Annotated in this window: 9 protein-coding genes; 3 read left to right on the top strand and 6 right to left on the bottom strand. The window is 38.0% G+C overall.

Going from position 1 to position 13393, the window contains the following annotated elements; all coding sequences use genetic code 11:
• Positions 1 to 38: 38 nt before the first annotated feature.
• From CXF76_RS17680 to CXF76_RS17655, 6 genes are all read right to left on the bottom strand, one after another.
• A complete protein-coding gene (locus CXF76_RS17680; RefSeq protein WP_101164262.1) occupies positions 39 to 509 on the bottom strand; it encodes a methylated-DNA--[protein]-cysteine S-methyltransferase in 471 nt (156 codons plus the stop codon).
• Positions 509 to 1861 (bottom strand): DNA-3-methyladenine glycosylase 2 family protein, encoded by a 1353-nt coding sequence (locus tag CXF76_RS17675; protein WP_101164261.1) that lies wholly within the window; start codon positions 1859 to 1861, stop codon positions 509 to 511. The genes CXF76_RS17680 and CXF76_RS17675 overlap by 1 nt, the downstream gene beginning before the upstream one ends.
• Positions 1862 to 1935: 74 nt before the next feature.
• Complete coding sequence (locus tag CXF76_RS17670; protein WP_101164260.1) at positions 1936 to 2547, bottom strand: superoxide dismutase; 612 nt, start codon at positions 2545 to 2547, stop codon at positions 1936 to 1938.
• Between the two features lie 15 nt (positions 2548 to 2562).
• A complete protein-coding gene (locus tag CXF76_RS17665; RefSeq protein ID WP_101164259.1) occupies positions 2563 to 3069 on the bottom strand; it encodes a hypothetical protein in 507 nt (168 codons plus the stop codon).
• 79 nt (positions 3070 to 3148) lie between these two features.
• A complete protein-coding gene (locus CXF76_RS17660) occupies positions 3149 to 3631 on the bottom strand; it encodes a GNAT family N-acetyltransferase (RefSeq protein ID WP_101164258.1) in 483 nt (160 codons plus the stop codon).
• A gap of 12 nt (positions 3632 to 3643) precedes the next feature.
• Positions 3644 to 8407, bottom strand: a complete 4764-nt coding sequence (locus CXF76_RS17655) for a PAS domain-containing protein (protein WP_101164257.1) — start codon at positions 8405 to 8407, stop codon at positions 3644 to 3646.
• Positions 8408 to 8658: 251 nt separating this feature from the next.
• Here CXF76_RS17655 and CXF76_RS17650 point away from each other — a divergent pair, with 251 nt between their 5' ends.
• From CXF76_RS17650 to CXF76_RS17640, 3 genes are all read left to right on the top strand, one after another.
• Entirely contained in the window at positions 8659 to 9525 is an 867-nt protein-coding gene (locus CXF76_RS17650; protein ID WP_024591861.1) for a cation diffusion facilitator family transporter, read from the top strand.
• A 114-nt stretch (positions 9526 to 9639) separates the two neighbouring features.
• A complete protein-coding gene (locus tag CXF76_RS17645) occupies positions 9640 to 10710 on the top strand; it encodes a PepSY-associated TM helix domain-containing protein (protein WP_007582328.1) in 1071 nt (356 codons plus the stop codon).
• 72 nt (positions 10711 to 10782) lie between these two features.
• Positions 10783 to 12918, top strand: a complete 2136-nt coding sequence (locus tag CXF76_RS17640; protein WP_024591863.1) for a TonB-dependent receptor — start codon at positions 10783 to 10785, stop codon at positions 12916 to 12918.
• The last annotated feature ends 475 nt before the right edge of the window (positions 12919 to 13393 follow it).

Raw genomic sequence — 13393 nt, 5'->3', positions numbered from 1 at the left:
GTTGAGTTAAGCAGACTGGCTATATTTTATCAATTAATTTACATTAATCCTTCGTGCTTCAGCAACCACAGTTTCCTATCAAGCCCACCAGCATAGCCCGTTAACTTTGCATTTGCGCCAATAATTCGGTGGCACGGTACAATAATACTAATCGGATTTTTACCATTCGCAGCGCCTACTGCCCTCACTGCTTTTGGGTTATTGAGTTGGTTTGCAATATAGCCGTATGTTTGCGACCGTCCAAAAGGTACCGTTAATAGTGCTTGCCATACGCTTTGTTGAAATGCTGTACCGTTTGTATCAAGTGGTACATCAAAAGTAGTGCGTTTTTTTGCAAAGTACTCATTTAACTGCGCAGCACAAATAAGCACCGCCCTGTTAGCGACTTGCTCAAATGGCGTATGAGGGTGCTCAACTGGAGGATAAAACCCAACGTAACTCACTCCTTTATCTGTCGCTTGAATAATTATGTCGTCTATAGGGCTCGAAATTGATGTTTGAATGATCATTATAATTGCTGCCAAAGTTGAAAAGTTAAGTAAGAGCGAAAAGGAGCGCTGTTAGCAGGTACGAAAGGGTTTGCCGCCGCTTGAGCTTTTTTAACACCTAAGTCGCCATCAAGTAATATATCGGGCTGGCTTTGCCCTCGCAACTTTGCATAATTTACCGTCCAAGGACCAATTCCCTTTAAATTAAGCCATTCGTCTAAATCGTCATTTTCAGGATTTAGTGCACAAAACTGGGCTAAGTTGTGTAGCGCATTTTTGCGTGCTTGTGGCATTTTAAAAAATGCAAAATCACTATTAGCAACAATTTTAGCTGTAGGAAAATAAACGGCATCGCCCTCTTTTTCGCCTAATTCGTCAACTAACTTTGTTACTAAATTATGCGCCGCAGTAACACTTACTTGTTGTCCGAGTACTGCCCTTATACCGGCTTCAAAACTTGACCAAATCCCTGGAAGCCTGAGCCCTTCACATACTGTAAACGCATTGTTTATATTGGCGCTTAAATGCGTTTGAATTAAATTAATATCGGCATCTAAATCAAGCACACGGCGTATATTATTTATAACAGGTTGTAAGTACACCGTATTATCTATATTGATAGATACACTAAAGTGATTTTTACTCGCTATAAATTCAGCGGTAAAGCTTCCTTTATATTCCTCACTTGCAAAAGTACGTCCGTAGCTCGTTTGTGTTATCCACTCCATTGGTTTTATCAAGCGCCTTTGTAAAAAGCACTGCAAAGCAGGCCAATTATAAGGCGGCCTAAATGGCAGGGTTAAAGTGAGTGTTGACGTTGGTTTTTTATCGCCACTGCGCAGCTTCGAGGGAGCCATATTTAACTGCTGTAAAAATGCATCATTAAAGCGCCTAATGCTTTTAAAGCCTGCGGCAAACGCTATTTCGGTAAGGGGTAAATGTGTTTCTTGAATCAGCTTTTTAGCAAAGTGACATTGGTTAAATAATCGATATTGCGTAATCGACACGCCAAAATACTGCTTAAACAACTGTCTTAAATAACGACTACTTACACCTAAACGAGCTGCTAATTTTTCGCAGTCGTGCTCGTCATTTTGATCTATTAACTGTTTTGCTCTAAGTGCAGTCGTTTTTGTACCCTGCCATGCTGCGCTGCCAGGGGCACTATCGGGCCTGCAACGAATGCAGGGTCTAAAACCATCTTGCGCCGCGTTATGGGCAAACTGATAATAAGCAACGTTTTTTTCGTGAGCCGTTGGCGCAGGGCAAATAGGTCTGCAATAAATACCGGTACTTTTTACCGCTACGTAAAAAAGCCCGTCAAAACGAGGATCGCGACTCTGACGTGCTTTTTGCCAATGTGAAGTGTCCATAAACGGCTCTATAAATTAACCTAATAGAGCCTAGCTTATACAAAAAAATTCACATTACTAGCCATATTCGGCACTCAACCAATAGCCAATAAATAACGCCTTTGTACTTCTTGCCAATTAATTATATTATAAAATGCAGCAATATAGTCAGGACGCTTATTTTGATACTTCAAATAGTAGGCATGCTCCCATACATCAAGTCCCAAAATAGGGATATTTCCCTGCATTAAAGGGCAATCTTGATTAGCACTATTTTCTACAATCAACTTTTCATCCGGCGTTACACATAACCACGCCCAACCACTACCAAATTGGCTAATTGCCGCGGCTGTAAATTGGTCTTTAAATTTATCAAAACTGCCTAGTTGCTCATTTATAACCTGAGCCACAATACCTTCAGGTTCACCTCCTCCTTGCGGGCTCATTACTTGCCAAAATAAGCTGTGATTAAAATGCCCTCCTACATGCTCTTGTACTGCTTTTTGCAAATTACTTGGTAGCTCATTTATTCCCTTAAGTAACTCTTCAGCATTTGCGGTTGCATATACAGTATCTGCTAAAGCAGCATTGGCTTTATTGATATACGTTTGATGATGCAATGTGTGGTGAATATGCATCGTTTTGCTGTCTAAATGAGGCTCAAGCGCATCATATTCATAATCAAGTGCTGGCAATGTAAACGCCATAAATTACTCCTTATGTTAATGTAGCAGGCTGTTTGTTGAGTCTTTAGAGCATAAGCAAAAATTCACTTGCTCTATTAGCTCAGGTAAAAAATGATAGCGTCTTGCAAATGACACAAGTTCAAAGGAAGTTTTAATGTAATGATGCTTACTCACTTTTTGTATATCGTAATGAGTATGCTTAATTAGTGAAGAGAGTGTTAAGTGTACTTCGCATAGCCATTTGCATGCATTTTCAGGCTGTTGCATAGCTATATAGGTATCAGCTAAATTATGTGACGCAACAACAAGTGCGGGTATACAGTGCTCAATAGCATGAATGACAGTGTTATTAATCTGAGCATATAAAAACTGCTGAAGAAGATGATCTGCAAGTGTTTTAGCTAATAAGTATTTATCGCGGGCTTCGAGAAGTGCACCTTGTTCAAATGCATAATTACCTTGCATTATATTCGACTGCCAAGGGCTTAATGCTTGATCAAGATAAAGTAAATCTGATTGGGATTGTTTTTGGCTTGAGATCATATAATCATCTGCACGTTTATTTATGAGTGTGTATTTAACTTACACACCCACAAAACTAAATGCAAATGATTTTCATTAACTATCTAGCGAAGTCTAATAATTCCTGCCCTGTTAAGCGATATATAATCCATTCGTTTTGAGGCGTTGCACCAATGCTATTGTAAAAATCGATAGCGGGTTTATTCCAATCAAGCACTACCCATTCAAAACGACCACAGTCATTACTAATGGCCTTATTAGCTAAGTGTTTCATAATGGCTTTACCTGCACCATTGCCACGGCTATCTGGGCTTACGTATAAATCTTCAAGGTATAGGCCATTTTTACCTAACCAGGTAGAGTAATTATAAAAATATACCGCAAAACCAATTGGCTCATCACCTTCTAAACAAATTATGCTGTGCGCAGTTGCACCTTCACTAAACAGAGTATCTAAAATTGCCTGCTCGTCTGTTTTTACTGCATCAGGTTCTTTTTCATATATGGCAAGTTCGGTAATAAAGTGCAAAATTGTTTTTGCGTCACTTGGTTTTGCATCACGTATTATAACGGGTTGGCTCATTGTATTTTTACCTTAAATATACTGCTCTAATTTATCTTTTAAAATATCTAATTGAATAGGTTTACTCAAGTAGTCATCCATTCCAGCTGTTATACAACGCTCTTTATCTGAGTTCATTGCATTTGCGGTGATAGCGATTATTTTAATGTTTTTATGCTGTATGCCCGCCAAGCCTTTACGAATAGCAGCGGTTGCAGCAAAACCATCCATAACAGGCATTTGGCAATCCATGAGTACAAGCTTAAAATATCCTGAATCATGCGCTTCTAATATATCAATCGCTAATTGGCCATTCCCAGCAATAGTAACGTCACAATTAAGCTTTTTGAGCATTAATTTAGCCACCTGTTGGTTAATTGGATTATCTTCTACCAGTAGTATTTGGGAAGACTTCTGCATCTTTTCTTTTTTAAGTGACGAAATATAGCCTGACGTAACAAGTGGGAGCGTCTCGCCTGCATCATTACTCGTTATAACTGACAGTGCAGAAATTAAATCGGCAGTGGTTACTGGTTTAGGAAAATATGCCTGAAAGCCAGCATCAGAATAACGCTGCGCGCCTTCCATACCTGCAATACTAGTCATCATTACAAGTGGCATTGATTTATAATGTTCATGTGCTTTTAGTGCTTTACACAGCTCTATGCCATCCATTCCTGGCATTTGCATATCAAGCACTGCAATATCATACATGCAATTTTTATCTTTATAGTGCTGCGCGCACATATCAAGTGCTTCATGTGCATCACATGCGAGTGCAACCTTAGCGCCCCAATGTTCAAGCTGTTGTGAAATTACAATTCGATTTGTCTCGTTATCGTCAACAACTAAAACTGTTAGCTCTTCCATATTAATATTAGGAATATAACGCTCTTTTTGATCTCCCGGAGTTAACATTATAGTGGCGGTAAAGGTACTCCCTTTACCTGCTTCACTTGTAAGAGAAATTGCTCCTCCCATTAACTCACAAAGCTGCTTACAAATAGCCAGCCCTAAGCCACTGCCCCCGTATTCACGCGTTGTTGATGCATCTACCTGAGAAAAAGGGGTAAATAACTGCTGTTGCTTTTCTTCACTTATTCCTATGCCTGAATCTTTTATACTTGCAACAAACTCTAAACCTTGAGCCACTTTATTAATTTTGGCGCTTACCACAACCTCGCCCTTACTCGTAAACTTAACGGCGTTACTCAGCAAATTAGTAAGTACTTGTCGAATGCGCCCAGGATCTCCGCATAACTGCGAAGGCTCTAACGCTACCAAATCTAAAATTATTTCTATACCTTTTTCTTGAGCAGTCAATGCTTGTGCGGCAGCAACTTCGCCAATTAAATCACGTCCATTAAAGTTAATCTCTTCAAGTTCAATTTTACCCGCTTCGGCTTTAGAGAAATCTAAAATATCGTTAATTACACCCAATAAAGAATGCGCACTTGTTTTGGCTATACCTACTTTTGTTTCTATTGGTTTAGGGAGTGACTCTAATTGAACAAGTTCTAGCATACCGAGTACACCATTCATTGGCGTTCTTATTTCATGGCTCATGGTTGCTAAAAATTGGCTCTTGGCAATAGCCGCATCCTCTGCTTTTACAAGCGCTACTTTAAGCTCCTCACTGATTACTTTTCGTTGCTGAGAAATTAAAGTACTTCCCACTAAAGTAGCCAATGATCGAAGATACGTTTCTTCACTTTGCGTCCAATTGTGATGTTCGCATACCGTTTCAGCGCACAAAATACCTAAATTACCATCACCAGTTGCTATTACTGCATCAAGCATCGATTTAATATTTAATGGCTTTGTATACGCTTCTATAAAATCAACAGTTGCTGGATGGGTATAAACATCATCAATGGCTACTAAGTTTTGCTTATAAATGGCGTTATAATATGCAGGATAGTCTTTAGCAGTTAAAACAGCATCTGTATCTACAAACCCTTGTCCATCTATGTATAAACTATGACATGTCATTACATCTCGTTGATCGTTAAAAATCCATACCGACGCACGTGCAACATTTAGCACTTCGCACATAGATTTAACGGCTAGCTTTTTAACTTGCTCTACATCACTATTTTGCACTTCAGGTGCGACTGTAAGCGCGGCTAAATTTTTGTTATAGCGGTTTGCTTTTTCGCTTTCGAGTTCAAGGCGCTTATGTGCATCAATACTTTGAAATGAGCCAAAAACACGTACGCATTTACCATCTTTAAGCTCTGCTTGGCCCATTGATTTAACCCAACGCTCTTGCCCCGAATAGGTCAAAATAATAAGCTCTACACTCCAGCTTTCACCTAAAGTCACAGCGCATTCAAATAAGGTACTTATAGTGTCTCGGTGTATTCCTGGTTTATAAAAATCAATAGCAGTATCTATCCTCGGCTCAAATCCCTCTGGTACTTCGTGGATAACCTTAACTTCATCAGACCAATAAAGAGTATGCGCATCTAGGTCCATCTCCCATGCACCAATCTGTCCTTGCTTACTCATTGATTCAAGCAGGCTTTGCTGACGGCTTATTTTTAATTGTGTATTGTAACGTTCTGTAATATCTAAAATAAATCCATCTAAATACAATATATTGCCATCATCTGCGTAAATCGCTTGGCCTTTTTCGTTTACCCAATGCAAAGAGCCATCGCGGGCTTTAATTCTATACTCAACAGACCATGACTGCTTAGCGCTAACACAACGGACAATTTCATCTTTTATTTTTTGAGAATCGTCTTCACATATTAAATCAAAGAAGCAAAGGTCTTCATTGTGTATCAACTCATCGGGTGAATAACCGGTTATTTCACTCGCTTGCTCGCTCATGTAAAGCATGCTTAATTTGTCATCAAACTTACATCGATAAATAATGCCAGGGATATTTGATACCAAAGATGCAAATCTGTCTCGGCTTCCTTGTAGCTCAAGCTCTGTAGATTTTCGATCTGATATATCTAAATGCGTACCGATCATGCGTTTTGGAGAACCATCGGTATTCCACTCAACTATTTTTGCAGTATCGAGAACCCAGATCCAATGCCCATTTTTATGTTTCATGCGGGCTTCACTAACATAATAGTCAGTCTCGCCGGAAAAATACGCTTGAAGTTTTTTCTCCGACATAGCTAAATCATCAGGGTGAGCGTAGGTATACCAAGTATCTATAGTACAAGGTTCAATATCACTGAGCTTGTAACCTATAATCTCGGCCCAGCGGTTATTAAATGTCACATTTTTAGTATCAATGTACCAATCCCAAATACCCACTGCTGTTGAGTCAATCACTAGTTGTAGCTGTGTTTTGTGCTGTTCAAGCTCTAGCTCTTGTAACTTAAGCGCTGTAATGTCGGTACGAATAGCAATATAGTTTTGTGGTATACCGTTTTCATCTAAAAATGGTGCAATGGTGGTATCTACCCAATAAAAACCACCATTTTTAGCTTTATTACAGATTTGCCCGTTCCATACATCACCGCGTTTAAGCGTTTTGTACATATTTTTAAAGAATTTTTTTTCGTGTTTACCTGAATTTAATAAGCGATGATTTTCGCCTATTAATTCATGTTCGTCGAAACCACTGATCTCACAAAACTTCTTATTTACAAAAGTAATAGTGCCATGTAAGTCAGTTACCGCAACAATGGCATGTTCATCTAATGCACTTTTTTGTTCTGCTAATTGTTTTAATGCAATTTGAAGTGCCGAACGTTGTTTTTGTAATATACTTTGTTGTTCTTCTTTTACGGCTACTAACTTACGTAAGCCCAATGAAAGCTGATTAAATTCAATGCTATCGTTTATTATTGGAACTTTAACTAAATCGCCTTTTGTAATATTTTCGACAATTTTAGCTAAGTTAATTAAAGGCTGAGACAGCCGGCGACCAAACCACCACGACAACGTTAATATCAGCAGTAAGGCACCTGAATTAGTTAATACAGCGAGCTGCTTATAATAATTAGCACCTTGTAGTGCAACTTCTTTTGGTTTTGATACAAGTAGCTGCCAGCCAGACTCATTTAAAAACTCTAATGAATTAATATACCCATATAAAGTGACTTCATTTTTATCAATATAAGAAAAAACACGTTGTGTTGGTGAGCCATTTGGAGAGAAAAATGATGGTTGGGTATCGTCTGAAATATTACTTTTTTGAATTTTATTATTGTGCATAACATAAAATGTTATGTCTTTATTAGCAGCGTGTATTTTACTTAGATTATTTAATAAGCCATTTAAATTTATATCTGCAAGCAATATTGCTTGTAGCTTATTTTCATCATTTAATATCGGTAAGCCAATAATATGATATTCACGCCCTGAGGCAGTCATTGACTGGAATTGGATTTTACCTGTATTTATAATCCCAGAACGTATGTTATTAAAGCGCGGCTCTTTAATAACATTTAAAAAAGGTGATGAAGGTAGTGAATTAACGAGGTTTACATCAATAAGCTCTACATGATTAACAAAATCATACTGCTCAATAAATTGATTAATTAATTTTTGCTTTTTATTGGGGCTGATATCAAATTGTGATCTAAGCAAATATAAATCTTTAACATGGTCTGTAAACCAAATATCAGCAAATTGCTTACCTATATTATTAAGCTCGTTAAGTTCAGTGTCTGCATTTTGTTTAAGCGTGCTATTTACATGTTCAAGACTAAACCACGTAAGTATACAAAGTGGCCCTAAGGCTATAATTATAAAGGTTATAATTAACTTACTTCGAACAGACTGTCCTTTACCTGTTAATTCACCAAAGTTTAAACCTTTGTCCATGCTTAATATCCAGCAACTTATAATCATTTAATATTACTTACATTAATGCACTAAATATATAAAGACGCAAGTTTTGAGCGGTAAACTCCTTAAAAACTGGGTATTTAGCGTTACAATCTTAAATTCACATTTTTTAAAAAATACGCCTTTATTACTAACTTATAATTACACTTGCTTACGCTACAACTTCTGTAGCTGTTTTAAACTCCTCGTGATATAAGCAGTATTTAATCAATGCGTTTGAGGGCATTATGGCGCACGATCACTCACATAGTCATGTAGACGAAAACCAAAGCAATAAACAGCTCACCGTCGCTGTGGTTATTAATGTATTGCTAACCGTAGCCCAAGTTATTGGCGGGATATTTTCGGGCAGCTTGTCACTTATAGCCGATGCCCTTCATAATTTAAGTGATGCTGCCGCTATATTTATAGCCTTGGTTGCACGTAAAGTTGGTAATAAGCCTGCTGACGGCACTCATCATTTTGGCTATAAACGCGCTGAAATACTTGCCACACTTTTTAATAGCAGTACATTAATATTAATTGGCGTGTATTTAATTTTTGAAGCCATTTCGAGCTATTTAAACCCTCAACCAATTAATGGCTGGATAGTTGTGTGGGTGGCAGCAATAGCGTTGGTAATTGATTTAGCAACAGCGTATTTAACCTACCGAGCTGGAGCAAATCACAGTATAAATATAAAAGCGGCCTTTATTCATAACGTATCAGATGCAATGGCATCTATTGTTGTTATTATTGCAGGCACCTTAATTATTTTATACCAATGGTATATTGTTGATTTAATTGCCACTGTGCTTATTTCTGTGTATGTAATTTATCATGGCATTTTACTATTAAAGCAAAGCTGCAAAATTTTAATGCAAGCAGCGCCTAGCAACATTGATACACACGCAATATCACATGCTATTAGCAATGAATTTAATATCGAATCGGTAGTTAGCATTAAGCTTTGGCAACTAGATGATAAAGAAAATTATTGTGAGCTTGTTATTAGCACTCAGCACTTAATTAATTTGCCAACAATAAAAAGCTTTTTACACGACAATTTTAATATCGAAAATTGCATAATAGAAATCCGACCAATCGCAAATTAAAGCCCAATTTAATGTTCTTAATAACAAGCTAAACCAAATACATAACTATTTAATTGAAAACAGCTCGTATTATCATTTACAATATTGCCATTAACTCATAATGAGATACCGTTTTTGAAACTTTGGTTACGTAGAATTCATTTAGGCCTTGCCCTTATTAGCGGACTATTTTTATTAATAGTGAGCTTAACCGGTGCTGTTATGATTTATGCAAAAGATATACAGCACTTAATAGAGCCTGCAAAATGGCAAGTAACACCACAAGAAAATTTAATGCCTTACGATGAACTTATACAAAATGTACGAGCTCAAACTAAGCAAAAAATCACTTTTTTTATGCCCGAACAAGCGCCAAACGCCGCATGGCAATTTAGGTTAGCCAATAAATATTACGCCAGTGTTAATCCCTACTCTGGGAGTGTACTAAACGTCTATGAATCAACAGATACTATTTATGGGTTTGCGATGGGATTGCATCGCTGGCTGTTGTTTGAAAACAGTAAGGGTGAAAAAACCTTTCGAAATTGGATGTCGGTGTGTGCATTGCTACTTTTAATAAATGTATTACTCGGCTTTTATTTATGGGTAAAGCCCAAAAACAGAGTTAAACGTTTAGCTATAAAACCAAAAGCCAAATTTAGAGTGCTCATGTATCAATTACATACAGTGCTTGGTGTTTACTTTTTTATACCCCTTATGCTTATTGCCTTTACTGGTATGGCATTTAACTGGAAAACACAAACTCAATCTGTATTAGAATTTGTAACGTTTAATAAAGTAGAACAAAGACCTGAAGCGCCAAAAATAATAGCCGCTTCTCAAGCTGCGTTAAACTACAATGAAGCAATTAAAAATGCAGAGAACGTATTTCCGGATGGTAAAGTATATAGAATTTACTTACCTAAAAATGATGACGAAGTAATTGCACTGAGAATGCAAAACCCTGGCGAAAGCCACGCTTACAGCTGGGTTTGGACTAACCCATTTACTGGTAAAGTATTAAACTCATTTGACGCCAGTAAAACCAACTTCACAACACAAGCATGGAACTTTAAGTATAAGTTTCACATTGGTGATTTTGCAGGTCCTATTGTGCAGTTTTTATGGTTATTAATAGCCCTTTCACTCGCATTTTTTATTGTAAGCGGTGTATATTTTTGGTTAAAACGCCATAAATGGAAATAAATCTCATTAACACTTGCGTCATTAGTTGATAATAATTACCATTACGTAAATTGTTATCAACTAAGACACCCCATGTTAAAAACTTCGCTTTGCCTTATTGCTGTTGCAATAAGTACTAACACGTTAGCAAATGAAAATAATAAAAATGAATACACTTCTGATCAGTTAGAGCATGTCATTGTATCTGGCAGCCGCATATCAGAGAACATTGACGAAGTACCTGCCTCGATTACCGTTATAAATCAGCAACAAATACAACAGCATTTAAAAGTAAGCTCAGAATTGGGGAGCTTACTCGCGCAAATGGTTCCAGGGCTTGCCCCAGATACAGGCAGTTCAAGTAATTCAGGACAAACACTACGCGGTCGTGCGCCATTAATAATGATTGATGGTGTACCGCAATCAACCCCTCTTCGTAATGGTTCTTTAGGCGTAAAAACGTTAGACGCCAGCGCAATAGCGCGCATTGAAGTCATAAAAGGCGCAACGTCTATTTATGGTAATGGTGCCTCAGGTGGCATTATTAACTACATAACAAAACAGGCTCGCAGTGATGGTAAACCTGAAGGTGAAATAAGTATTTCAAGCCGCTTTAGCGCTGTTAAATTAGCAGAAAGTGGCGGCGGTAGAATAGCGGCTGCAGTAAACGGAAAGCTCGATAAACTAAGCTACCTGTTAACGGCAAGCTATGAAGAAAACGGCGTACAACGCGATGCAGAGGGCGATATTTTAGGCTTGCAATATGGTTTATCAGACTCTGAAACTCAAAACTATTTTACCAAACTAACTTATGATTTTGACGACGAAAAGCAACTGCAGTTTAGCTATAACTTTTACAGCTCACAGCAAAAAACTGATTTAGGCGATGTTACTGGCGATGGCAATATAGGGGAAAAAACATACGCTATACACGTCCCCTTAGAGCTTCAAAAACAAGGTAAACCGCAAGGCCCAGAAGGCAACGAAAATATAACCCTAAAATATGTTGATTACGCGTTGTTTGAAAACACACAAATGACCCTCGATCTGTATAAACAAAATATAGAAAACGTATTCTTTTTCTCAACCGCTTTAGCCAATCTTGATGAAGGTTATAGCGGTGGTCAATCGGTTATTAAATCAGACAAGCAAGGTGCCAGAGCTACATTTAATAGTCAGTTTGATTTTGAAAACGTAACAGCCACCCTAATCTACGGTATTGATGCCTTAAACGATAAAACATCGCAACCTTTAGTAGATGGCCGTGTGTGGGTGCCAGAAATGGACATGGAAAGTGTGGCAGGCTTTTTACAAACAAAATGGGTAATAAACGACGACATTATTGTAAAAGCGGGTGTAAGAAACGAAAGCATTGATTTGAGCGTAAGTGACTACCAAACGCTAAAACTTTGCAAAACCGCATCGCAATGTTCAGTACCATTAAATGTGCGTGGCGACACCATTAATTACGATGCAACAACCTATAATGCCGGTATTAAATATAACTTAACCGATGTCTTTAGCCCGTTTTTTAGTTACTCACAGGGCTCTGATATTTCTGATATAGGTCGCTTACTTCGCGCTGCAACCGTTGACGACATTGCACTTATTCAAACACAAGCCTCAATAATCGACAATTACGAAGTTGGTTTTACCTCACAGTTTGAAAACGTACGTTTTGAATTTGCTCTTTACAGAAGTACCTCAGAGCTTGGTACAAGTAATGAGTATAATGAAGTAACAGGAGTTTACGAACCTGTGCGTGCGCCACAAGAAATATGGGGTTACGAAGGGTTAGTTAATTACACTATTACCCAAGACCTTAAGTTAAGCGCCACATACAGTTACGTAGAAGGTAAAAACACCGAAGCTGATGACTATCTAGGCGCAAGTCAAATTAGCCCACCTAAAGCAACAGCGAATGTAACGTGGCAAACAAATGACGAACTATCTCTTGCAATGAGCTTTTTATATGTAGGCGACAGAAAGCGTTTTGATAAAAATGCGCAAGGCCAATACTCTGGCGATCAGGGCCCTGTTAGTAGCTACAACACATTTAACTTAAGTGGCCAATACAATGTTAACGCTCAATGGAGTGGGTATTTTGGAATAGAAAACCTATTCAATAGTGATTACTACCCTGCCCGCGCACAGGCATACACCTACGGTGGATATAACATTAAAGGATTAGGCACAACGGCAACGCTGGGTGCTAAATATCAATTTTAACAAATAAGCGCACGTTATAGGCATGCCCTGCATGCCTATATGCTCAACAAATCCCACATAAATAAACATCTCAATTTTTATTTAGGGCGTGTTGATCTTTGTGGATTGAGATTTGTTCAATCTAGGGGCGATTAAATTGCGGCGCGAGGTTTGTAACCTAGTGGGCTAAGTAAAAACCGAGCAACAAAAAGTTAATCGTCCCTAGAAAGAACCCTTTGGGCAGCGCATGTTTGGTCTTTATGCTGCGTTATCGCCTATTTATGGGGAATAACCACACTACATAGGCACTGCCTTGCCTAAAAACCAAACACACTGCTGTAAATTCAACCACCAAAGTTCAATACGCCCTAGCAATCATGATCTTGTATTAGATGCTAATGCAAATAAAAAACTGTCCATAAACCAAGCAGTAACGCAAACTTAAATAAGAATCAAAACCAATAGTAACGCAATGATTTTTATAGAGAAAACTTGC

The sequence above is a fragment of the Pseudoalteromonas sp. 78C3 genome (genome assembly GCF_002836695.1).
Lineage (GTDB): Bacteria > Pseudomonadota > Gammaproteobacteria > Enterobacterales > Alteromonadaceae > Pseudoalteromonas > Pseudoalteromonas arctica.
Note: the sequence above shows the minus strand (reverse complement) of the source record. Positions and strands in the feature narration are given on the sequence as shown.